Consider the following 25,679-nt stretch of genomic DNA (forward strand, 5'->3'; position numbering starts at 1 on the left):
AACAGCATCGAAATGTGGGCTCAAAGATATTCCGGTTATCCTCATTCTACAATCACCATAAATAGGTATTTTTTTATAGAAATTTTTTTACAACATTTTAATGTCAACAAAATAAAGAATAAAAAACCAAAAAGAGAAATAATATTAAAAATAAATTACTTTTTGACCTCTAATTATCGATTTTAGAAACGATTTTACATCTAAACGTCGATCTTTCTATTTTATTTTATCCCAAGTTAAAAAGAATAAAGAACGGGCGGAATATAAAATTTTATATTCCGCCCGTTCTTTATTAAAATACACAAAAGTCGGTAATTTACAATTTTATTTGATTTCTACATCTTCGGGCAAAGGTTTTACTTTTCCAGCTCCAATCGTATTTTTCTTTATTTCGGGGTTTCCTTTATAATATACCGTTCCCGCACCTGTAATCAATGAGTTCAATTTTTGTTCGGCATAACATCCGATAGTAGCATTACCGGTAATCCTGCATTTAACATCACGGGCAACCAATTCGTGTGCTTTTATTTCGCCCGTACCGGTTATAATCAATTCTGCCGTACGGCAAGTACCTTTAAGAAAAATATCTCCGTTTCCTGCCATTATTTTAGCTTTTACCACACCGAAATCGATATCGTTAGCTCGTATTTGGCCATTTCCCATCAGTAATAATTCTATTTCGGAACCGTTAATTTCACCAGCAGTTTCAAAAACAGCACCGGCATCATTTTCAACTTTTCTCAAATCGGTTGAATAAATATCGACGACAACGACACCGAAATCTTTTTTTGAAGTATTAGCAAACTTAATATTCAATACTCCGCTTTTCGACTCGGGAGCCATGGCATCTAAAATATTTTCTTCTCCGTATAATTTTATCAAACCGGCCGAATCGGTACTGTGATGATAAATCACATTGAATGCTCCATTTATTTTTACAGTGTTAAAATCATCTACCTTCAAAACTTTATTCACATAACGATCGTTACCTTCTACTTTTTGGGAAAATACGTTTAAAGATAACAATAGCATCGACACGCACAATAACAATCTATTTATCATTTTCATATTCATTTTTTTTAATTTTTTCTTTCATTGAGAGTATTTATTTCGATGTTGTCAACAACATTTCCTCCACCTTATCGAGTATGGCACTCAGAGTAATAAGATCTCCCGCCTGCAGCATCGCAATGCGGATTTCCCTAAAATTCGGAATTCCTTTAAACAAAGGAGTTGCTGCAAGATGACGGCGTATATGTAAAATACCTCGTCTTTCATCGATCCGCTCTACACTTTCTCTTAATTGACGCCGCAAAACTGCCATTTTTTCTACTACTGAAAGTTTACTTTTTTCTCCTTTGGCAAGATATTCTTTTATCTCTTTAAAAATCCACGGACAACCGATAGAAGCTCTGCCGACCATTATGGCATCTACTCCGTAACGAGAAAAACGTTCCCAGGCAATCTCCGGACTTGTTACATCCCCATTTCCGATAATCGGTATTTTCATTCTGGGATTTTTTTTTACTTTTCCGATCAATGTCCAATCAGCCTCTCCCGTATACATCTGACTGCGTGTACGACCATGTATAGCAAGTGCTGCTATTCCACAATCCTGTAATTGTTCGGCAAGTTCAACAATAACTCTCGAATCGTAATCCCATCCTAAACGGGTCTTTACCGTAACCGGTATATTTACAGACTTTACAACAGCGCGAGTTATCTCGAGCATCTTGGGAATATCACGTAACATTCCGGCACCAGCTCCTTTCCCCGCTACTTTTTTCACCGGACATCCGAAATTTATATCCAATATGTCAGGATGCGCTTCAGCACAAATGCGAGCCGCCTCAACCATCGGTTCCACCTCACGACCGTATATTTGTATGGCAACAGGTCGTTCCGCCTCACAAATTTCCAATTTACGGCGAGTTTTGTCAACACTGCGCACGAGTGCATCGCTCGAAACAAATTCGGTATAAACCATATCGGCTCCGAATTCTTTACACATCAATCTGAACGAAGAATCAGTCACATCCTCCATCGGCGCCAAAAATACCGGATATTCTCCAAATTCGACAGAACCAATTTTCATTTTCGATCATGTTTGTTATACAAACGTACAAAATTTTTTGTACACCCCGAAAAGATGTCATTCGACACTCCGCTTTTTTACACATTTTTGAAAATAAAATCTCTTCTCCTTACATTTTAAAGCTAAACTCCTTTTACAAAATCAACAAGTCTTTTTTTTTATTACTTTTGCAGGGAAATAACAAAACCCGAATACCGGGTGCAAGAAAATCTCCGTTAAATCAGCTTTAAAATACCGAAACAAACTACGTTACGACTATGGAATATAATTTTAGGGAAATAGAAAAAAAGTGGCAGGAATTTTGGAAACAGAACCGGACTTATCAAGTATCGGAAAACAAAGAAAAGCCTAAATTTTATGTGTTAGACATGTTTCCATACCCATCGGGAGCCGGCTTACACGTAGGCCATCCGCTGGGATATATCGCATCCGATATCTATTCCCGTTTTAAACGGCTCAACGGTTTCAACGTATTGCACCCCATGGGTTACGACGCATACGGTCTCCCGGCCGAACAATATGCCATACAAACCGGACAGCATCCGGCCGTAACTACACAAAATAATATCGACCGGTATCGCGATCAACTCGACAAAATCGGATTCTGTTACGATTGGAACCGGGAAATACGTACTTGTGATCCCGAATATTACAAATGGACACAGTGGGCATTTATTCAAATGTTCAATCATTATTACGACAACATTAAACAAAAAGCCGTACCGGTTACCGAACTAATCGCTGCTTTCGAAAAAAAAGGAACCGAAGGTTTACAGGCTGCATGCAGTGAAGAACTTTCTTTTACTGCCGAAGACTGGAAAAATATGAGCGATAAAGAAAAACAAAAAACTTTATTGAATTACCGCATCGCTTATTTGGGAGATACGATGGTTAACTGGTGCCCTCAATTAGGTACGGTTTTGGCCAACGACGAAGTAAGTGAGGGGGTATCGGTGCGCGGGGGATATCCTGTAGAACAAAAAATTATGCGTCAGTGGTGTCTGAGAGTTTCAGCATACGCACAAAGGTTGCTCGACGGATTAAACACTATCGACTGGACCGATTCTTTGAAAGAAACTCAGAAAAATTGGATCGGTCGTTCAGAAGGAGCGGAAATGCAATTCAAAGTAAAAGATTCAGACATCGAATTCATCATATTTACTACACGAGCCGATACGGTTTTCGGGGTCACTTTTATGGTATTGGCTCCCGAAAGCGACTATGTAAAACAGGTTACTACTCCCGACCAGAAAAATGCCGTAGAAGAATATATACAAAGCATAAAACACAAAACCGAAAGAGAACGGTTGATGGATAAAAGCGTTACCGGTGTATTTTCGGGAGCCTATGCTATAAATCCGCTAAATAACAAAGAAATACCTATTTATATAAGTGATTACGTATTGGCCGGTTACGGTACAGGTGCCATAATGGCTGTACCGGCTCATGACAGTCGTGATTATGCTTTTGCTAAAAAATTCGATTTACCCATCGTACCGCTTATCGAGGGTTGCGATGTATCGGAAGAAAGCTTCGATGCCAAAGAAGGAAAAATGATAAATTCCTGTGGAAACGGTCTCGATTTGAACGGACTCGAAGTGAAAGAAGCAATTGCACGTACAAAGGATTTTATTCGTGAAAAAGGCATCGGACGGGTAAAAGTAAATTATCGTCTTCGCGATGCTATTTTTAGCCGGCAACGCTATTGGGGCGAACCTTTCCCGGTATATTATAAAGACGATATGCCCTATATGCTCGATGAAAGTAAGTTACCTTTATTATTACCCGAAATAGATAAATTTCTCCCTACCGAAAAAGGAGAACCACCTTTGGGAAGAGCCAAAAATTGGGTAACTGAAGATCATTTTCCGCTCGAGCTTTGTACGATGCCCGGATTTGCCGGTTCTTCGGCATATTATCTACGTTATATGGATCCCCATAATGACAATGCTTTAGTATCGAAAGAAGCAAACGAATACTGGCGTAATGTAGATTTGTATATCGGAGGAACTGAACACGCGACCGGACACCTTATTTACAGTCGTTTCTGGAATAAATTCTTGTATGATCTGGGAATCGTTTGTGAAGACGAACCCTTCAAAAAACTGGTTAATCAGGGAATGATACAAGGACGATCCAACTTCGTATACCGAATAAAAGATACGAATACTTTCGTCTCATATAATCTTAAAAATAATTACGAGACGACTCCTATTCATGTCGACGTAAACATTGTAAATAACGATATTCTCGATATCGAGGCCTTTAAAAAATGGCGCCCCGAATTCTCTACCGCAGAATTTATTCTCGAAGACGGTAAATACATCTGCGGATGGGCCGTTGAAAAAATGTCAAAATCGATGTTCAACGTAGTTAATCCAGATGACATAGTAGAGCGATACGGAGCCGATACACTCCGGTTATACGAGATGTTCCTCGGTCCGCTGGAACAAAGTAAACCCTGGGATACCAACGGTATAGACGGTGTACACCGTTTTCTGAAAAAATTATGGAATCTTTTCTTCGAAGGTGAAAATCTTTCGGTTACCGATGAAAAACCTACAGCCGAAGAACTGAAGTCATTACATAAGCTCATCAAAAAAGTAAGTTGGGATGTAGAGAATTTCTCATTTAATACTTCGATTAGTGCATTTATGATTTGTGTTAACGAACTTTCGGCCTTAAAAAGCCATAATCGTGAAATACTAAGCAACATAATAATACTGTTGGCTCCTTTCGCACCCCATATCAGTGAAGAATTATGGTACCGAATAGGCAACAATACAACTGTATGCGATGCTCCGTGGCCTGCTTTCAATGAAGAATACCTGAAAGAAGATAAAATAAACTATACGATATCTTTTAACGGTAAAGCGAGATTCAACATCGAATTTGCTGCCGATGCATCGAAAGAAGAAATAGAAAATACAGTACTTTCACACCCTACATCAGCTCGATGGACCGAAGGAAAAACTCCTAAAAAAATTATAATCGTTCCGGGCAAAATTGTAAATATCGTACTATAATCATCATAATTGCATATATAAAAAAGCCGGATCTATGTATCCGGTTTTTTTATATCCTTACTGTCTATATTATTTATTATATATAAATACATAATAATAGAACCTCTTTTATCGTTTTTAATTTAGCGGTAATAGGATTAATAACAAACATCATGAAAAAAAAATTAGTATTTGCAACTAACAACATACATAAATTAAAAGAAATTTCTGCCATTATAGGAGACAAAATTGATATACTTACTCTGAAAGATATCGGTTGCTTCGAAGACATTCCCGAAACGGCTGATACCATTGAAGGAAACGCTCTCATCAAAGCTCTATATATAAAAAATAAATACGGATACGATTGTTTTGCCGACGATACCGGGTTGGAAATAAAAAGCCTCGATAACCGGCCCGGAGTTTATTCGGCTCGCTATGCCGGAGAAGAACATGATGCCGAAAAAAATATGTGTAAAGTTCTCTCGGAACTTCAAGGAATTACCGATCGGTCGGCACGTTTTAAAACCTGTTTTGCTCTTATTTACGAAAATGAAACACATACTTTCGAAGGTATTGTTAATGGTCGTATTACAGAAAATAAAAGAGGGGAATCGGGTTTCGGATACGATCCTATATTTCTTCCCGAAGGATACGACAAGACTTTTGCCGAAATGGGTGATGAAATAAAAAACAAAATAAGTCACAGGGCTATTGCCTCACAAAAACTCATAAATTTCTTAATTAAAAGATAACCGAATATACATGAAACGTTTCTTTTCCATACTGTTTTTTCTCATACCCGTATTTTCCATTTGGGCACAAAATGCCGTGGGAGAGTGGAGACTGTATCCTACTTATTATACCCCTACCAAAATCGTAGTGACCCCCCATTATAACTACATATTAGCAGACAGTAGCTTTCTATTCTCTTACGATAAAGATTATGACGAACTCAGGGAACTAAGCAAACAGAATATTCTCAGTGATAATGTCGTAAATAACATGGCGTATAATAACGAAACAGGGTTACTTGTCATAACTTATTCAAATGGAAATATCGATTTGTATATAGATAACAGAACTTACAATATTCCTTATATTAAAAATACGTCTTTAAAATCGAAAACAATTAATAATATTTCTTTTTACGGAGATCATATTTATTTAGCTACCGATTATGGAATTACAGTCATCGACTCTAAAAAGAAAGAAATAAAAGATACGTATAAATTCGATAAAAGAATTTTATCTACGTGCATATTCAACGGTAATTTAATGGTCGGTACAGAAGAAGAAACTTTTGCAGGGAAACTTACCGATAATCTTCTCGAAAACAGTAATTTCAAATTTTATACCGACGTCAAACCCAAATATATGATATCGAATGAAAAACGTATTATTTTTCTCGATATTTATAATTTGATACATTCCTATGATTCGGAAAACAACTATTCCTTTTTGGAAAGCGCAAGAGGAACAAAAAAGATATTTCCTTATAAAAAAGGCTTTATAGCCTCTAACGATGAAGGTTTTAAAATTTATGACGAAAATAATAATCTTACGTATACGGTAAATTACGACGATTATGAAATATTGAAAGGAAATAAAATATTCGATATTTTCATGACCGATAATAAACTTACCGCATTAAATGAAAAAGGAATTTACAGTTATACTTTTAAAAACAACGAATTTACATTAGAAAAAAAGATCGATCTTTCCAATAATTCCATCGTCACAAAACCTTTTAATCTTTTAGTAAATAACGGTAAATTATATGTAAACAGTTATGGAGTAAACTATATGAATACCGTCCAACGAATAAATGGAAACATATCTATTCTCGAAAATGGAAAATGGACGAATATAGATGCAAGAAACGTTCCTGTATTTATTAAAACAGACGAAACATTTTGTACTTTATCCAATATTGCGGTAGATCCCGACAATGATAATATTTTCTATGTAGGTACTTGGCTCGAAGGACTCTATAAATTCAACAACAATGAAGTAGAAACAACTTATAATGCCACCAACAGCCCCATACAACAAAAAAACAACCATTGGCAAACAAATGTAGGAGGAGTAACTTTCGATAAAAATAAAAATTTATGGATGAGTAATTTCGCTGAAAATTCGAGTTTACTCGTACTCAAAAAAGACGGTACATGGGTTAAGCTGGTTTACAATGATATAAAAGATCAGCAATATATGAACACGATTTTCATTCCCGAAAAATCAAAGACAAAATGGATTATAAGCAACCGGGATGTCAACATATCTTACAGAGATAAAATTATGGCTTTAAACGATAACGGCACTCTCGAAAATAATAACGATGACATAACCCGTACTTTCACCTCTTTTACCGATCAGGATGGCAAGCAAATCGAAAATCCCAATATTATATGTATTACTGAAGATAAAGACGGTAAATTATGGATAGGAACAGATCAGGGACCTATCGTAATTAATAATCCCGATAATTTCAACAGTTCCGATTTTCATTGTAACCGGGTTAAAATAGCCAGAAACGACGGAACAAATGATGCAGACTTATTACTCTCTAACGATTATATACATCGTATCGCCATCGACGGCGGAAATCGTAAATGGATAGCTACTGCATCATCAGGCGTCTATCTTCTTAGCGAAGACGGTACCGAAACCATTCAACATTTTACGACGCAAAACAGTCCGTTACCCTCTAATACAGTATATAACATAGCGATCGATCCGAATAGCGGAGAAGTATACTTTGCCACTACCGAAGGTTTGGCCATGTATCGTTCCGATGCAATCGAACCTAAAGAAGATTTTTCAAATGTATATGCATTTCCAAATCCTGTAAGACCAGACTTTACCGGATGGATTACAATTACCGGACTACAGGAAAAATCGCTGGTAAAAATTACCGATGTTTCAGGCAACCTTATTTATCAAAATTACTCTGAAGGAGGACAACTTGCCTGGAATGGAAGAACTCCGGACGGAAACCGAGTAAAAACAGGAATTTATCTTGTTTTTGCAGCAAACAAAGAAGGAAAACAGGGTGTTGTAACCAAAATTATGGTGGTAAACTAAATACTTTACATATATGAAAAAGATACTTTTATATTCGATCCTTTTTCAACTGATTATAGGCCTGTCTTTTCCCATAGCGGCACAAGATAAAGAAAACAATACTCCCGAAGAAGAGATTATAAGAAAATCGGTAGAAAATAAAAAATTCAATATTGCGGTAGATTTTGCCATGCCGGCAAGTATGCCTTCACGCTATTTGACGGGAAATTATTCTTTAATTGTAAATAACGATTCGGTTACAATAGACCTTCCTTATTTCGGAGTCGCCTATTCTATGCCTTATGGTGCCGACGGTAGTTTAAAATACAAAGGTCTTTACGAAAACTACAAATCGAAATACAATAAAAAAAAGAAACAATTTACCCTTAATTTCATTATAAGAAAACCAGAAGACAGTTATGTCATAACTATAAATATTTGGCTCAACGGAAAAACTGATATTCATATAAGACCTAACAACAAACAATCCATATCTTTTACCGGGGAACTGAAAAACTGATAAGTTATACTTCAATATACATCAAAAGGGGAATAAAAGAGTTTTTAAGCGACTTTTATTCCCCTTGTATATAATTTATCGTTTTTAAATTATAAGCCCAAACGAGCCGAAATATCGAGCATTCTGCGGATCGGTAACAAAGCTCTCTCTGCAATCTCCTTTTCTACATTAATTTCAGGCAATTCATATTTCAAACTCAAATATAGTTTTTCAAGCGTATTCAAACGCATAAAATTACACTCGTTACAAGCGCATGTACTGTCTTCCGGTGGTGCCGGAATAAATACTTTATTGGGATTTTGTTTTTGCATTTCATGTAATATGCCCGATTCGGTAGCGACTATAAAACAATCAGCTTCTGATTGTGAAGCAAATTTCAATAAAGCCGCAGTAGATCCTATTTTATCCGCCAGCATCAATATAGTTTTTCTGCATTCGGGATGTGCCAGTAACAAAGCCCCAGGATGTTCATCTTTCAGATCGACGATTTTCTGTAAAGAAAATTGTTCATGTACATGACAAGCTCCATCCCATAACATCATATTTCTACCGGTAATACTATTGATGTAATTTCCGAGGTTACGATCCGGACCGAAAATAATCTTTTCGTTTTCCGGAAAACTTTCTACAATCTGACGAGCATTCGAAGAAGTAACGACTACATCGGTTACCGCTTTTACTGCAGCACTCGTATTCACATAAGAAATTACCGTATAATCCGGGTGATCGGCTACGAAACGCGAAAAAGCACCAGCTTCACAACTATCGGCCAGCGAACAGCCGGCATTCAGGTCGGGAACGATCACTTTTTTATCAGGGCACAATATTTTTGCTGTTTCTCCCATAAAATGGACACCGCACATAACCAATATACGAGCATCGGTTTTTGCAGCCCATTGAGCCAGTGCCAGACTGTCTCCTACAAAATCGGCGATATCTTGCAATTCACCGTTTTGATAATAATGAGCTAATATGACTGCATTTTTTTCTTTTCGCAATCGGTTTATTTCTTTCTTAAGGTCGATACCTTTTTCTATCGGTACATCGACGTATCCTTTCGAGATATTCACAGCATTCATTTATTATTCTTTATTTCCTTTTTAATTAAAAATAAATTTAATAACAACAATAATGACTGTTGAAAGTATTTAAATCTTTCGGTCTCTTTTCTTGCTTTTAAAGTTATTAATAAAGAGCCTTGCATTATGAGTTATATATAAACAATAGTAATACTTTATAATAAAGCATTTACAGATGTTATCTACATATTGTTTATAATGTGCAAAGTTAAAAACTTTCTCATATTAAGTATCTTGATAACTCTTTATTTTGACGTTTATAACTCATGAAATACTTTTTTAAGTTATCGCATGAAAAGAAAAAATACTTTATCATATATTCGAATATTTTGATATAGCATTTTTATTTCTCTAAAATTTATCAGGAAGTTATACAGTTTTATTTACTATTTATAAGAAGTTGTCAACAGTTTATTCATACTCTTTTATTTTGTATCTTTGGTGCCTGAATAAAAGATATATACTTTCTTTAAACTAAGGTAGAAATGGAGAAAAAAACAATTTTTGATCTGAAAAGAATTTCCCCTGAAGAATTTAAAAGAGTTGATAAAATACCTCTTATCGTGATTTTAGATAATATTAGAAGTTTAAATAATGTAGGGTCGGTATTTCGTACAGGAGATGCTTTTAGAATAGAGAAAGTTATATTATGCGGAATTACGGCAGTTCCTCCTCATCCCGAAATACATAAGACGGCATTGGGAGCAGAAGATAGTGTAATGTGGCACTATGAAGAGAATACCTGTAAAGCTGTTGATGATTTGCAGGAAAAGGGATATGTGGTTTATGCCATAGAGCAGGTAGAAAACAGTATTTTATTAAATGATTTGTCTTTAGACAAAAAGAAAAAATATGCTGTCGTATTAGGTAATGAAGTAAAAGGAGTACAACAGAAAGTAGTAGATATATGCGATCAGAGTATTGAAATACCGCAATACGGAACCAAACATTCGTTGAATGTGTCGGTGACGGCCGGATTGGTAATTTGGGATTTTTTTAAACAATTGGGATAAGCATTGTTTATAACTGTCCCGATTCTACCAATATACAAATACGCTCAAGCATGGCATCTTTATTTTCAGGTTCCCATTCTGATTTCAGGCTAACACCGAAAACAGCTCCGAAAGTTTGCCAAAAACCGGCTCTGAATCCTCCTAAAAAGGCTTTTATTAAATCATAAGAAGATTGGTTACATTCTCTGTCTATTAATTTAATCAATAATTTTCCTTGTCGGTACGACATTTGTTTTAATACGGGTTTGTATTGTTTAAAAAGATCTTTTTCCATTTTTTTTAAATGAGCTTCCCGTTCTTTTTGCGTAGGCAGAGTTTGTATATATTCATACGTTTCTATTAAAGCCGCATGTACGAGTTTGGCGTAAGGTAATGTTTTTTTTACATCTCTTACGGTTCTCCAGTAATATTCTTCTTCTTTTTTATTTTTAAATTTCATCGGAGGAAAACAATATATAGGTTTCATATCTATTACCCATATAGTATCGCCGTTTCCCTGTATAAGATGATAGGAACGGGAATATGCACCGAATCCATATTGTGCTTTCGACTCCTGTGAATATAAAATACAGAATAAGAAAAGACTATATATTATGAAGATATATTTTTTCATTCTATGCAAAATTAGTGTATTCGACTTATTATATAGGGTTTTTTGCATTATTTATTATTATCGCATACATTATGCTTATTTTAGAGTATATAAGTTGTTTATAATCATTTGACATTATATTTAATAATATATATAAATATTTTATTTACAGATATTTATTATTTTATATATCTATTGTTGATAACTCCATTTTTCTAATTTTTTATTTATGTTGATAATTTAATTGTAAGTTGTTTATAATGGGTTTATTATATAAAATAAATAACTAGTTTACAAATAAATAAGTTGTTTATCAACAAATTGATAATGTCGCTTGTTGCTTAATTTATATGTTTTCATACGATCTTTTGTTTATGAAAGATTAATTTTGTACACGATAAAATTAAGATGCAAATGGCAACAATATTATTTGATAAAATAGTTTTCGGGCCTATACACAGTCGTAGATTAGGTATATCTTTAGGTATAAATTTATTGCCGATAGACGGTAAATGGTGTTCGTTCGATTGTATATATTGTGAGTGTGGATATAATGTTCAGGGAAAAGGTAGTGGATTACCTCAGCGGAAAGAAGTATACGAAGCTCTTGAAGAAAGATTGAAAAAAATGCATATCGATAATGAAAAACTCGATGTAATAACTTTTGCCGGAAATGGCGAACCCACCCTTCATCCTCATTTTGCCGAAATTATAGATGATACGATCGAATTACGGAATAAATATTATCCTTCTGCCCGGGTAAGCGTATTGTCTAATGCAACGCGAATAGATAATAAAGCGGTTTTCGATGCTTTAAATAAAATAGATAATAATATTCTTAAGCTCGATTCGGTTTATGTCGATACGGTACGTGCGATAGATGTACCTAATTCTCCTGATTTTTCTGTGGATAAGTTGGTGGATAACTTGAAAAAGTTTAACGGTAATCTGATCGTACAGACGATGTTTGTAAGGGGAGAACATAATGGAAAAGTAGTCGACAATACGACTGAAAAAGAAGTTTCAGGTTGGTTAAACGCACTTAGGGAAATAGCACCGAAACAAGTTATGATTTATACCATCGATCGGGAAACTCCGGAAAAAAGTTTAGAGAAAGTATCGCTTGACGAATTGAATTCAATAGCTGAAAGAGTAAAAAAACTAGGATTTGAAGTATCGGTCGCCGGATAAAAATAAATTTGATATATATAAATAGAGGAGTTCGCTTCATACTTCAAATAAGATTTTTAAGTTGCTTATTTAGCATATTGACGATAGATTATTGTATTAAATTATAAAATCTATAATTAGGTTTGTGATGAAATTTTTATTTTTAAATTACTGTAAAAATCGACGTAGTTTTTTATTACTCTATAATTCATATGAATTTGATATAAAACAATATTTTTTTAATATATTCTCTATATTCAATAGTTATATTTCTTAAACTTTATAAAACAGCTGATTCGATGAGTTTATGACCTTATTTTTTACTTTTATTTTTTGATAATAATAATGGGTCTGAGAGAATAATACCTTTTTCTGTTTATTAATGACTGTAAAAATATTGTTTTTGTAATTATCATTCGACTAATATAAAAGATAATTAAAATTTTTAGGTATTAAATTAAAAAGTGATATTTCAATTACGTAAATATTTTTTGTATGAAAAGTAAAAATGCGTTTATAGCGTCAAAAACGTATATTCTTTGTTTTTCAAGCGTCAAAAACGTATATTCTTTGTTTTTCATAGGTATTTTATTACCTAATTAATAGATTCTTTTTCTTGATATTTTATTTCAAAATGTTACTTAGTTCTTCTTCTATATTACATTATTTTGATTCTAATGATTTATATACATCAAAATGTAATAAATTTTAAATATATCGATGTATTAATAATAATTGTTATCAAAAATTTGATTATATTCATAGTTATATATCTTTGCAAAATATTTATTAATAAATAATAGCTAAAATTTTAAGTACTTGATTAATTAAACCGAGATTTTATGAAGAAAAAACTTATGTTACTGCTGTCATGCGTATGTTTTACCGTATGCGTGGCTATGGCACAAACTACAAAAGTAACAGGTATTGTTATTTCTCAGAGCGACGGTCTCCCTGTGGTGGGAGCGACGGTAGTAGTAAAGGGTAGTACCAGCGGAACGATTACCGATATAGACGGTAAATTCAGTTTAAATGTTTCGGAATCTGCTAAAACATTGGTCGTATCTTTTATAGGTATGAAAAAACAGGAAGTAGGTATTAAAAAAGGACAGATGAAAATTACGCTTTTGCCCGATGAGCGTAGTCTCGATGAAGTAGTTGTGACAGCTATGGGTATTTCTCGAGAAAAGAAAGCATTGGGATATGCAGTGCAAGACATTAATTCCGATCTGTTGAATCAGGCTTCCAATGCCGATTTGGCCGGTTCGCTGCAAGGAAAAGTAGCCGGGGTGCAAATTACGCCTTCGAGCGGTATGCCCGGGGCATCGTCACAGATTATGATACGGGGTGCCCGCTCGTTTACGGGGGATAACAGTCCTTTGTACGTAATCGACGGATTGCCGGTGAATTCTACGTATGACGAAAGTACACTGGATGGAGTTAGTGGGGCTGATTTTTCAAATCGAGCGATAGATATCGACCCGAACGATATAGAATCTATCGATATATTGAAGGGACAGGCGGCTTCGGCGCTTTACGGAATTCGTGCCTCGAACGGGGTAATACTGATTACGACCAAAAGCGGCCGTGGTTTGGCAAAGGGTAAACCGCAGATTACCTATTCGACAAGTGTAAGTTTCGATAAAATTTCACGGTATCCCGAGTTGCAAACGATGTACGCACAGGGTTCGAAAGGCGTTTACGATCCAACTTCATCTATGTCATGGGGACCTAAAATATCGGATTTACCGAATGATGCCAACTACGGAGGAAATGTTGCCAATAAATATAATAATTTCAATCCTTCGGGAACACAAGGAATGTATTACGTGCCTCAGCGTGCGGCGGCCGGTCTCAACCCTTGGGTAAAACCGCAAGCGTATAATAATGTAAAAGAGTTTTTCAGGACGGGAGTAACCTGGAACAATTCGTTAAATGTTGCTCAGGCAACCGAAAAGGCGAACTATTCGTTTTCACTGGGTAATTCAGACCAAAGCGGTATTATTCCTTCTACCGGCATGAAACGTTATAATGCGAAGGGAACGGTAGAAGTTAAACTGAATTCGAATTGGACGACTGGTTTCAGTGCCAATTATGTAAATACATCGATCGATAAATTACCTACGGCTAACGATGGTATTCTGGCAACTGTATTCCCGGCACCTCCCAGTTACGACCTGGCCGGAATACCTGCGCATATCGCCAACAATCCGTACGTGCAGAACAATTATCGCGGTGGTAGTTTTGAAGCGGCTTACTGGATGCTCGACAATGTAAGTTTCGATGAGCAGACGAGCCGGTTTTACGGAAATGCCTATGCGAATTATAAAACGAAATTCCATACCGATAATCATACATTGAATGTAAAATACCAATTGGGAACCGACGCTTATACGACCGATTTTGAAAATGTGTGGGGATATGGGTCTAAAGGTTCGTCTAAAAACGGACAGATTGAAAATTACGGATGGAAAAGCGTTATGCTGAATTCACTCCTTACCGTTAATTACGACTGGAAAATAAACAGCGACTGGTCTTTCAACGCTTTATTAGGTAACGAATTTATACAAAATAACCGTCTACGATATTATGAATACGGGGACTCTTTTAACTTCCCTGGTTGGAATCATATACAAAACGCGACTTCGAAAAACAATGAAATGAGAGATTTAACCAATCGTACGGTCGGTTTCTTCGGTAGCGCGTCGGCTTCGTACCGCAATATGCTTTACCTGACGGTAACCGGACGTAACGATTACGTTTCGAATATGCCTACCGGCAACCGTTCGTTTTTTTATCCTTCGGTTTCGGCGGGGTTTGTTCTTACCGAGCTCGAATCGTTAAAGAATGATGTGGTTAACTTCGCTAAAATACGGGCTTCGTATGCAGAAGTAGGACAGGCAGGAGATTATTTTAATAATTATTACTATACTCCTTCTTACGGAAGCGGTTTTTATATGATAACTCCCTTGATGTTTCCTATAAACGGGGTAAATGGTTTCAAGCCTTATTATGTTGTATTCGATCCCAAACTGAAACCGCAGAATACGCAATCATACGAATTCGGGTTCGATCTTAATTTTCTCGATAACCGTATCGGTCTCAGCTATACCTTCTCTCGACAAAATGTAAAAGACCAGATATTCGAGGTACCCCTTGCCGGTTCTACCGGCGCTCAAAGCATGCTTACCAACGGTGGCCGCATACATACCAATGCGCACGAGATAACACTCTCGGCTAATCCCGTTCGTATGAAAAACTTTAACTGGGACTTTGCTTTTAACTGGAGTAAGGTAGATAATTACGTCGACGCTCTGGCCGATGGTGTAGAAAGTATTTTCCTCGGAGGTTTCGCTACCCCGCAGGTAAGAGCCGGTATCGGTGATAAATTCCCGGTTATTTACGGTAACAGTTACATGCGTAACGAGAAAGGAGAATTAATCGTAGACGATAAAGGTTTGCCGCAAATTGGCGAGGCTAAAGTGATCGGTAGCGTATCGCCCGATTTCCGCCTCGGATTCAATACTTCTTTTAGGGTTTATAAGTTTACCTTGAGTGCGGTACTCGACTGGAAACAAGGAGGTCATATGTACGGGGGTACCGAAGGTTTACTCGACTTTTACGGGGTAAGTAAACGATCGGGAGACCGTGAAGGCAGTTTTATCGTTCCCGGTGTGAAGGAGAACGGCCAGCCAAACGATATAGTTATCTCTGGGCCGAAAGGTTATCAGTCTTATTATGAAACGATTAATGATATACACGAGGCGGCCGTATATGAAACTTCTTTTGTGAAATTACGTGAACTGGCCTTGAGTTATCAGGTATTGAATAAGCCTTGGCTGAATATTTCGGTAAACGCCTTCGCGCGGAATATTTTATTGTGGACGGCTATGCCCGATTTCGATCCCGAATCGAGTCAGGGAAATACCAATATGTCGGGTGCGTTCGAGCGATTTTCATTACCGGCGACATCGAGTTACGGTTTAGGTTTAACGGTTAAATTTTAAAGATTTGTCAATGATGAAAAAATATATGATTAAAAACAGCGTTTTAGCGTCGTTGCTTGCGATAGCCTCTCTGTCGTCTTGTACCGACAGTATTATGGACGATATCAATCGTGACAGGAATCATCCCGAAAATGTTCCGGCCAAGTTTTTGCTTACCGAAGTAATAACCTCAACGGCCTTTAATGTAACAGGCGGAGATTTTTCGTTGTACGCTTCGGTTTATATCGAGCATGAAACGGGAATATTCGGACAAATGTATAATGCCGATATCAGAAACGGAGAGCCTAATGTGGCTACAACGTATAATAATGCCTGGAACAATGCTTACGCTAATATTAAGACTCTTAAAATTGCGATAGATAAACTGGAGAACGATCCTTTCGAGCAGGGAAACAATGTGAGTTTAGGTATTGCCAAGGTATTGCTGGCGTACAATGGCGCCATACTGACCGACCTTTTCGGCGACGTGCCTTTTGTACAGGCGGGCGAGATCAATCCCGACAATACCCCTAAGTATATGCAGCCGAAAATAGACAAGCAGGAAGAGGTATACAAAGAGGTATTCCAGTTGTTGGATGATGCGGTTATATTATTCGATAAAAAAGACGAAGGAAGTAGTGGCGCCATCGGACGCAACGATTATATTTACGGAGGTGATGCCAAAATCTGGAAAAAGGCTGCCTATGCTCTCAAAGCCCGGTATATGCTGCATGTACTCGACCGCAGTGCCGATAAGGATGCCGATATGCAGACGATTCTTACCTGTGTCGATAATTCGTTCGCTTCGGCGAAAGATGAATTGAAATTCGCTGTTTATAATGGTAGTTCACAGTTGAATCCCTATGCCGGTTTTACGATGAGCCGCGATGCGATGGGGGCAAGTAAGAGTTTGGTAGATAAAATGATCGCACTGAACGATCCCAGGGCTAAATGCTCCTTCATGCAATGTACCGATCCGAGAAATTATACATTCGAGCAGATCACCGATCCGGCGAAAATAGAGACTGCTCCTAACGGAGAACCGGTACAGACGCAATTTAAGTATAGTTATTCGATGCCTTCTCTGGCGGCGTCGGCACCTACGCAACTGATGAGTTATCATGAACTGATGTTTATCAAGGCAGAAGTATTGGCTCGTAAAGGACAAAACGACGATGCCTATATAACTCTTAAATCGGCGATCGAAGCCGCTTTTGCTAACTTGCAGAACTCGATAAAGGCAACGATAGATTATTGTGATTTTACGGGCGATGCCGATCCGGCGGTAGACTTGTCTAAAACGGTAGCTGACGCTTATCACACCGCTTTAAAAGCCGCTTTCGATACCGACCCGCTGCGAATGGTCATGTTACAGAAATACCTGTCATTTTTCGGTTCTTCGGGAGAATCGGTCGAGGCTTATAACGACTATCGTCGGTTGAAAGGAGAAGGCAAAGAAGATTATATCGACTTGAAAAATCCTTTGAACGTGAAAGAGAAATTTCCGTTGCGCTATGGGTACGGACAGTCGGACGTATCGGCTAATCAGGAAGTAAAAAAAGCGTTCGGCAACGGACAGTATGTTTATACCGAACCGGTATGGTGGGCCGGCGGAACCCGATAATATATTGTTGATGAGTTTTATTGATTAATTAAGAGAACCGGTCTGTAGGAATTTTTCCGACAGACCGGTTCTCTTATTGTATAAACGAGAGAAATAAGGGATATTACAAAATTTTTCGATTTTCAGTTCGGCAACTTATATCTGGTAGTTTTATATGCTTGTATTCCGAAAATAAAGATCTGTTTCTTTCAGATAAAAAACAAGTAGCCATTTAAGGAAAACGAGATAAAGATTTTATATGCAATAGCGTGAAAAATAATGAACATGGCGAATAAACGTATAATTTGTTTTTTAAAATTATATGTTAATAACGGTAATTGTCGGATTTAATCTCCGCATATAAGCGATAAAGCCCACAGGATCGGCAGGAGATACACGCGTACGATGAATGTGGCCCGATTTCCAGATAATTTTAATACGGGAAAAAGAAACGGCGTATGCCGGTCGGTAACTCTTTATCGGTGAAACGGAAATAATTTGGTCTACCGGTATTTGTATGGTGGGTGCATAGCCCGATTTAATCAGTAGAATATTGTTCTCTGTAAAAACGTATTCGGTACGTAACAGAGCGGCGATGAGCCAGATATCGCAAGCCGCTAAGGGAATGGCCCAAAGAATATGCCGGAACCATACACAATAAATAAGAAGTCCCGAAAGTAAGAGTACCGTGATGAAAAACCATTTATCGGTTTTCGATTTGAAAGTACGCACCATAAAATAGATTTTGCGGCAAGGTACGAAATTTCCAGTTTATTTGTACATTTGTACAAAGATAAAAACGGATGCGACCGACAGCCGCATCAGAAACCGAATACGAGAATGGTACATAAATTTGATTTTCTGGTCATCGGCTCGGGAATTGCCGGGATGAGTTTCGCGTTGAAAGTGGCCGAAAAAGGCAGGGTAGCTGTTATTTGTAAAACCGGCCTCGAAGAAGCCAATACGTTTTATGCCCAAGGGGGAATAGCGTCGGTAACCAAACCTACCGACGATTTCGAAAAACATATACAAGATACGTTGATTGCCGGAGCCGGTGTTTGTGATCGCGTCGCTGTCGAAAAAGTCGTGCGGGAAGCCCCCGGCCAAATACAGGAACTAATCAACTGGGGGGTGAACTTCGATAAAGACGAGAAAGGAAATTTCGATCTGCATAAAGAAGGGGGACATTCCGAATTCCGTATTTTGCATCATCAGGACAATACAGGGGCCGAGATACAAGACAGCCTTATACGGGCTTTGAAAAAACATCCGAAAATCGAAGTGTTCGAGAATCATTTCGCTATCGAAATTATCACTCAGCATCATCTCGGTGTAGAAGTAAACCGGCATTCGGACGATATCGAATGTTATGGTGCTTACGTACTTGATCAGCGCACCAATCATATACATACTTTTTTGTCGAAAACGACACTTATCGCCACCGGAGGTATCGGGAATGTTTACAGTACGACGACTAACCCTCCTGTAGCTACAGGAGACGGTATCGCCATGGTATACCGGGCAAAAGGGGAGGTAAAAGATATGGAGTTTATACAGTTTCACCCCACTGCATTATATAATCCCGGAGAAAGACCCAGTTTTCTGATTACCGAAGCGATGCGGGGTTATGGGGGCGTGTTGCGTACCAAAGACGGAAAAGAATTTATGCAAAAATACGATGACCGTCGTTCTTTGGCTCCGCGTGATATCGTAGCTCGGGCAATCGATAATGAAATGAAAATACGGGGTGATGAGTGCGTTTATCTGGATGTTACGCACAAAGATGCCGAAGAAACAAAAAAGCATTTTCCCAATATATACCAGAAATGCCTGACATTGGGTATCGACATAACGAAAGAATATATACCCGTAGCACCGGCAGCTCATTACCTGTGTGGAGGAATAAAAGTGGATGTAAATGCTCGTTCGTCGATTAAGCATCTGTATGCTGTAGGTGAATGTTCATGTACGGGATTGCACGGAGCCAACCGATTGGCTTCCAACTCGCTTATCGAAGCAGTGGTGTATGCCGATGCGGCTGCCCGGCATGCGGTAAGCGTATTACCCGGAATAAAACATCAGGAAAATATTCCCGACTGGAATGACGAGGGGACTTCTTTGCCCGAAGAAATGGTACTTATTACACAAAGTGTAAGAGAAGTAGAGCAGATTATGTCGGCTTACGTAGGAATCGTACGGTCTAACTTACGTTTGAAACGTGCGCTCGACCGTCTCGAAATCTTATACCGGGAAACCGAAGACCTCTTTTCGAGATCGGTTGTTTCACGGGAGATTTGCGAATTGCGTAATCTTATCAATGTAGGCTATCTGATTATTAAACAGGCCATGGCTCGTAAAGAGAGCCGCGGGCTGCATTACACGATCGATTATCCTAAAAAGAACAAGATCTGAGATAAGAAGATAATAAATACGGGATTTGCCGCCGGAAATTTGTCCCGAGAACCAAAACCGAAATTACGTGAGTCTGAAATCAAGAAACAAGCCCGATAAATTCTGGCCGCAGCTGGGAAGATATACGATTGTAGGAGGTATATCATTCGGTGTGGATGTCGGCCTTTTGTATATTCTTACCGATTTCCTGCATCTTTTTTATATTTTATCGGCGACTATTTCTTTTATCGTAGGCTTATGGATAAATTATTACCTGAGCTCGCTTTGGGTGTTCGAGGATTCTAAATTCACCAATAAGAAGATAGAGTTTTTACTCTATGCTCTGATCGGTTTTATCGGCTTGGGCTTCAATAATTTATTTCTTTGGGTATTTACTCATTTTTTACATATTTATTATTTGTGGTCGAAGGTTTTGGCGGCCATTCTCGTGTATATGTGGAATTTTCTGGCGCGTAAATATTTCTTATACGACAATAAATCTGGTACAGATCGCTCTTGAGTTTTTCAGCGTACGAAAATTTCATCGACGAACATATACCCGTCTTTTTTCGGAACCGCACGGGCTACATAACGCAGATAGCGGGCTTTGTAATTTCCAGTGATTCCGAAATTGTGGAATAAAACCCCTTCCGTATCTCTCGGTGTCGTATTTTCAATTCGTTTCAGCAGACTAAATTTTTCACCGTCCTCCGAGGCATAAATTTCTACCGTATGCGGAAACCATATCCAGGGGCCGGTTTGTTGCATGAAACGAGCCGTTATATTGTGTATCGGGGTAGATTTACCCAAATCCAATATGACGTCCATATCCCCGGTGAAACCTTGCCAGTGACCGTCGCCGTAACTTCTACCTCCGGTATAGCCGTCGGTTAAGGCTGTTTTGCCACCGGCATTGTAATGTTGGCTGTAAGGTGTGTTATATGTTACTTTCGACCCGATGGCTTTGTGATAATAAACGGTAAAATTCTGGGGTTCGGTAAACTGTTTCCCATTGCCGAATTGAGCGACTGCAATGTGAGCAGAGTCTTTTACTGTTATAGGTCCGGTGTATAGTGTAGATGTAGGTGATGGTAAAATACCGTCGAGGGTATATCGTATTTCAACCGGTATGCGGTTGCAGGTAAATGATATTTTTATTTCGTGTGCTGCAGTATCCACGGTTTGGTGCATTTCTACACTTTTAGAAATCGGGTGTGCGTTTATACCTTGATCGTGCAACCATGAGAGTTGACGGTTTACAGCGGGCAGAAAGCGTTCCCATGATTTTTGCGGAGTATCGGTCCAGGCGATCTCCGAGAGGGCTAATAAGCGCGGATAAATCATGTATTCGGCATGTGAATAGGTTGGCATGTATTCGGTCCAAACGTTGGCTTGTACTCCGAGAATACGTTGACTTTTATCTGCGGTGAGCGAATCGGGTACTGGATTATAGGAATATACTTTTTCGAGCGGAAGGTAGCCTCCGATAGCTTCGGGTTCGAGAATCGGATCGTCTTGATAAGCGTCGAAATAGCAATATTCTCCCGGAGTCATAATCACATTATGTCCCATATTTACTGCTTTTAGGCCTCCCTGTGTACCTCTCCACGACATGACGGTAGCATCGGGAGCCAAGCCGCCGTCGAGAATTTCGTCCCATCCTAATAGTTTCCTGCCTTTACTCTCGAGATAATCCGAAATGCGGTGAATAAAATAGCTTTGCAGTTCATCCACGTTTTTCAGTCCGTTATCATGCATGCGTTTTTGGCATTTCGGACAACTTTCCCAAGTAGTTTTATTGGCTTCGTCACCTCCGATATGAATATATTTCGATGGAAAAAGTTCTATGACTTCATCGAGAACGGTTTCGAGAAAGCGGAACGTATCTTCATTGCCGGCACAGAATTCCCCGTTTTTGTAGGGTTCACCCGAACAAGACAGTTCAGGATAAACGGCAGTTACTTCTTCGCTGTGCCCCGGCATCTCTATTTCGGGAATAACCGTTATAAAGCGGTCGGCGGCGTATTGTACGATTTCGCGTATGTCTTGGGAGGTGTAAAAACCACCGTAGGCACCGGGAGTATCCTGCCGGCAATAGTGTCGGTCTGAGTTCCACCATTCTTTCCAGGTATGCTGAGGACGCCAGGCAGCTACTTCGGTGAGTAGCGGATATTTCCCGATATGAATCCTCCATCCGGCTCCGTCGGTAAGATGCCAGTGGAAACGGTTGAGTTTGTAGGAGGCCATTACATCGAGTTGTTTTTTGATAAACTCTTTATCGAAGAAATGGCGGGATACATCGAGATGCATACCCCGGTAGGCAAATCGGGGGATGTCTTTTATATGTATAGCGGGTAGTTTTGCCGGCGATGTAGATCGTGCGATCTGTAACAGAGTTTGCACCCCGTAATACAAGCCTTCATCGTTATCGGCTTTAATGAGTATGAGGTCGGGGGTAATATCCAGTGCGTAACTGCCGACCTTTTCTCCGGTTTTTTCTTTTATTTTTTGAATGTGAACACTTGCGTTTTTTTTGTATTCCTCCGTCAGAATACTATCGGGCCATATACGGTACAGCACGTCGAGCAACCGGTCTTTTTCTATGGGCGTTACCTCTGAGAAACAGATGGCCGGAGACGGATGTGAGAAGTATCCCGCCGAGGTTTTTAATTCCTGCGGGTACGGAATCAAAAAAAGACCGGACGTTCCCTGTGATATCACAGGGAACGAGCCGGTTATTAATAACAAAATGAAAAAAAAACCTTTCTTATTCATAGAATCAGCGTATTTCTATCTCATCGACAAACAGGAAAGCTCTATTACCCTTTGACGGATGCCAAGAGGGAATTTTGTCTGTTGTCGTTGCGATGATGCGTACATATTGCGTGGTTACGGGATCGAACTGTACGCCATTTACTATGCGGCCGTCTGTTTCTTTTTCTTTGGGTGTAGGGAACGATTTATCGCATACGGTTTTAAAATCTTTATTATTATCCGAAACTTCGATTTTGAGATTTGTCGCCGGGAAAATCCAGTCGCCTTTCAGAAATAACATTCCCAAATATACTTTCGATATCGGGGTGGGTTTTCCCAAATCGATCGTTGCGTCGAGATTTTCTTTATTAAAACCTACCCAACGACCATTGGCGAAATTTCGGTCACCGGTAATTCCGTCGACCAGTGTATTTCCCCCACCGAAAGTATAACGAGTATCCGGCTGGGTGTTCAGTACGATTTTTTTTGCAGTAGCTTTGTTGAATAAATAATCTTTGGTCGTGACTACATTCTGGATACCGGAAAAGAAAGCCGTGGCTTTTAATATGCTGTTCTGGTTTATTTCGATGGGTTTACCGTCATACTTGGGACTGTTTAGGGTAGGTTCGGTATTGTCGAGCGTATAATAGATAGGGCCGTCGTATAAGCAAGACAATTCGGCTTCGATGCATCCTTTATCGGGATTTACCGACGATTTTATTTTTACTTTAAATATTTCCTTACTGAAATTGTACCCTTTTAGTTGGTATATGCCGATATTGTGTTTTAGTCTCAAGAGAAAATCGTTCAGATTCATATTCCCGGGTTGGGTCCATAAGACTTCGCTCATCGCATCGAGGCGTGGGAGTAGCATATATTCTATATGGTTGAAATCCGAAATGTATTCGGTCCACATATTCGCTTGTGCACCCAAAATGTATTGGTGGAATTCCGGTTCGAGTTTATCGGGAACGGGATTAAAAGAATATACTTTTTCTAACGGAATATACCCGCCTATAGCCAGTGGTTCGTCTTGAGTATCTTCACTTTGGTAATAATCGAAATATGCATAATTTACGGGGGTCATAATTACGTCGTGTTTTTGTCGGGCCGCTTCGATACCACCTTCTGTTCCTCTCCATGACATGACAGTAGCATTACCGGATAATCCGCCTTCGAGGATTTCGTCCCAACCGATAATCTGACGACCTTTGGAATTAACGAATTTCTCGATACGGGAGATAAAATAACTTTGCAGTTTTTCTTCAGCGGTATGGTCTTTATCCGCTTTTAATCCTTCTTTACGAATACGAGCCTGGCAATACGGGCATTTTTCCCAATTGGTTTTAGGACATTCGTCGCCTCCGATATGAATGTATTTCGAGGGGAACAGGTCGATCACTTCAGAGAGAACGTCTTCTACGAACTTATAAGTGCTTTCTTTTCCGGCACATAACACTTCGTCGGCTACACCCCATATCGGTCTAACTTCATAAGGTCCTCCGGTACATCCTAAATAAGGGAATGTCGCCAGTGCCGCAACCATGTGCCCCGGCATATCTATTTCGGGTATCACGGTAATAAAATGTTTATTGGCATAAGCGACGATTTCACGTATTTCATCTTGTGTGTAGAAACCGCCGTAAGGGGTGTGATCGAATTTATCCCAGTCTTTTCCTATCATTGTTTTTTTGCGAACACTTCCGATACGGGTAAGTTCGGGATATTTTTTTATTTCGATACGCCATCCTTGATCATCGGTCAGATGCCAATGAAAAGTATTCATCTTGTGCATCGCCAAGATGTCGATATATTTTTTAACTTCATCTACAGTAAAAAAATGGCGGCTTACATCGAGATGAGCGCCTCTGTAGGCAAATCGCGGAGCGTCGTTTATTTCTACACAGGGTACTTCCCATTTTTTTACCGTAGAAGTTATGGTATCGGCGTAGATTTCTATGGGTAAAAGTTGTTTCAGGGTATTTATACCATAAAAAAAGCCGGAGCCGCTCGAAGCTTTTATGGTAATTCTTTTGGGAGTGACTTGTAATGAATAAGCTTCTTTCGACAATAATGTATCTGCATCGAAATATAAATTATGGCCGTCGGTTTCATTATCGTTGCTTTCAACAGCCATATCCATTCCCGAAACATTTTTTAGCTGGGTGGCGAAATCATCGATTACATTTTTCGAAACCGAATCTACACGAGAAGTATAAATAAAACGAGTTTGGTTATCGAATTCGAAAGCGCCGTTTCGGATAGTCATTTGGTTTGGTAACGGAATAATAGAATAATTGTCTTTTGTGTTTTTTTGCTGGCACGAGATCAATAAGATCATTAAGACGAACAGTGTTCCGGGTAAAAGATTTTTTTTCATAGATATCCTCTTATTTAAAAATTGG

17 protein-coding genes are annotated in these 25,679 nt (G+C 38.6%); 10 read left to right on the top strand and 7 right to left on the bottom strand.

The genetic code is table 11. The features are described from left to right. Positions 1 to 324 precede the first annotated feature (324 nt). Complete coding sequence (locus NMU02_RS00295; protein WP_255025033.1) at positions 325 to 1,068, bottom strand: head GIN domain-containing protein; 744 nt, start codon at positions 1,066 to 1,068, stop codon at positions 325 to 327. Between the two features lie 37 nt (positions 1,069 to 1,105). Then, positions 1,106 to 2,095, bottom strand: a complete 990-nt coding sequence (dusB, locus tag NMU02_RS00300) for a tRNA dihydrouridine synthase DusB (protein WP_255025034.1) — start codon at positions 2,093 to 2,095, stop codon at positions 1,106 to 1,108. A gap of 257 nt (positions 2,096 to 2,352) precedes the next feature. On the opposite strand from dusB, the gene leuS reads away from it, so the two are divergent. The 4 genes from leuS (at position 2,353) to NMU02_RS00320 (ending at position 8,686) form a co-directional block, all read left to right on the top strand. Continuing rightward, complete coding sequence (gene leuS / locus NMU02_RS00305; protein ID WP_255025037.1) at positions 2,353 to 5,121, top strand: leucine--tRNA ligase; 2,769 nt, start codon at positions 2,353 to 2,355, stop codon at positions 5,119 to 5,121. Between the two features lie 152 nt (positions 5,122 to 5,273). After that, complete coding sequence (locus NMU02_RS00310; RefSeq protein WP_255025039.1) at positions 5,274 to 5,855, top strand: non-canonical purine NTP diphosphatase; 582 nt, start codon at positions 5,274 to 5,276, stop codon at positions 5,853 to 5,855. Positions 5,856 to 5,865: 10 nt separating this feature from the next. Further along, the gene (porZ, locus tag NMU02_RS00315; RefSeq protein WP_255025041.1) at positions 5,866 to 8,187 is read left to right on the top strand and encodes a type IX secretion system anionic LPS delivery protein PorZ; all 2,322 of its coding nucleotides are present in this window, start codon (positions 5,866 to 5,868) and stop codon (positions 8,185 to 8,187) included. A gap of 13 nt (positions 8,188 to 8,200) precedes the next feature. Continuing rightward, entirely contained in the window at positions 8,201 to 8,686 is a 486-nt protein-coding gene (locus NMU02_RS00320; protein ID WP_255025043.1) for a DUF4251 domain-containing protein, read from the top strand. Positions 8,687 to 8,775: 89 nt separating this feature from the next. On the opposite strand, the gene nadA is transcribed toward NMU02_RS00320, so the two are convergent. Then, positions 8,776 to 9,765, bottom strand: coding sequence for a quinolinate synthase NadA (nadA, locus tag NMU02_RS00325; RefSeq protein WP_255025045.1), 990 nt, complete (start codon positions 9,763 to 9,765; stop codon positions 8,776 to 8,778). A gap of 485 nt (positions 9,766 to 10,250) precedes the next feature. Here nadA and NMU02_RS00330 point away from each other — a divergent pair, with 485 nt between their 5' ends. Continuing rightward, positions 10,251 to 10,778, top strand: a complete 528-nt coding sequence (locus NMU02_RS00330; RefSeq protein ID WP_255025046.1) for an RNA methyltransferase — start codon at positions 10,251 to 10,253, stop codon at positions 10,776 to 10,778. A 7-nt stretch (positions 10,779 to 10,785) separates the two neighbouring features. Here the strand turns inward: NMU02_RS00330 and NMU02_RS00335 are convergent, their stop codons facing one another. Further along, positions 10,786 to 11,391 carry a DUF4294 domain-containing protein gene (locus tag NMU02_RS00335; protein ID WP_255025047.1) on the bottom strand — a complete coding sequence of 202 codons (606 nt, stop codon included), beginning with the start codon at positions 11,389 to 11,391 and terminating at the stop codon, positions 10,786 to 10,788. Between the two features lie 393 nt (positions 11,392 to 11,784). Between NMU02_RS00335 and NMU02_RS00340 the strand changes: the two genes are divergently transcribed. From NMU02_RS00340 to NMU02_RS00350, 3 genes are all read left to right on the top strand, one after another. Next, complete coding sequence (locus NMU02_RS00340; protein ID WP_255025048.1) at positions 11,785 to 12,561, top strand: radical SAM protein; 777 nt, start codon at positions 11,785 to 11,787, stop codon at positions 12,559 to 12,561. Between the two features lie 821 nt (positions 12,562 to 13,382). Continuing rightward, on the top strand, positions 13,383 to 16,547 hold the full coding sequence (locus NMU02_RS00345) for a SusC/RagA family TonB-linked outer membrane protein (RefSeq protein ID WP_255025049.1): 3,165 nt from the start codon (positions 13,383 to 13,385) through the stop codon (positions 16,545 to 16,547). A 13-nt stretch (positions 16,548 to 16,560) separates the two neighbouring features. Further along, positions 16,561 to 18,150: a SusD/RagB family nutrient-binding outer membrane lipoprotein gene (locus NMU02_RS00350; protein ID WP_435522000.1), complete on the top strand. Its 1,590-nt coding sequence runs from the start codon at positions 16,561 to 16,563 to the stop codon at positions 18,148 to 18,150. A gap of 297 nt (positions 18,151 to 18,447) precedes the next feature. Here the strand turns inward: NMU02_RS00350 and NMU02_RS00355 are convergent, their stop codons facing one another. Next, the gene (locus NMU02_RS00355; protein ID WP_255025051.1) at positions 18,448 to 18,864 is read right to left on the bottom strand and encodes a PH domain-containing protein; all 417 of its coding nucleotides are present in this window, start codon (positions 18,862 to 18,864) and stop codon (positions 18,448 to 18,450) included. A gap of 105 nt (positions 18,865 to 18,969) precedes the next feature. Between NMU02_RS00355 and nadB the strand changes: the two genes are divergently transcribed. Continuing rightward, entirely contained in the window at positions 18,970 to 20,541 is a 1,572-nt protein-coding gene (nadB, locus tag NMU02_RS00360; RefSeq protein WP_255025052.1) for an L-aspartate oxidase, read from the top strand. A 67-nt stretch (positions 20,542 to 20,608) separates the two neighbouring features. Then, positions 20,609 to 21,040, top strand: coding sequence for a GtrA family protein (locus NMU02_RS00365; protein ID WP_255025053.1), 432 nt, complete (start codon positions 20,609 to 20,611; stop codon positions 21,038 to 21,040). A gap of 5 nt (positions 21,041 to 21,045) precedes the next feature. Here NMU02_RS00365 and NMU02_RS00370 read toward each other — a convergent pair whose 3' ends face one another. Both NMU02_RS00370 and NMU02_RS00375 read right to left on the bottom strand, forming a co-directional pair. Then, complete coding sequence (locus tag NMU02_RS00370) at positions 21,046 to 23,295, bottom strand: glycoside hydrolase family 20 protein (protein ID WP_255025055.1); 2,250 nt, start codon at positions 23,293 to 23,295, stop codon at positions 21,046 to 21,048. A gap of 4 nt (positions 23,296 to 23,299) precedes the next feature. Beyond that, complete coding sequence (locus tag NMU02_RS00375; RefSeq protein ID WP_255025057.1) at positions 23,300 to 25,654, bottom strand: glycoside hydrolase family 20 protein; 2,355 nt, start codon at positions 25,652 to 25,654, stop codon at positions 23,300 to 23,302. Positions 25,655 to 25,679: the final 25 nt, after the last annotated feature.

It is taken from the genome of Coprobacter tertius (assembly GCF_024330105.1).
Classification (GTDB): domain Bacteria; phylum Bacteroidota; class Bacteroidia; order Bacteroidales; family Coprobacteraceae; genus Coprobacter; species Coprobacter tertius.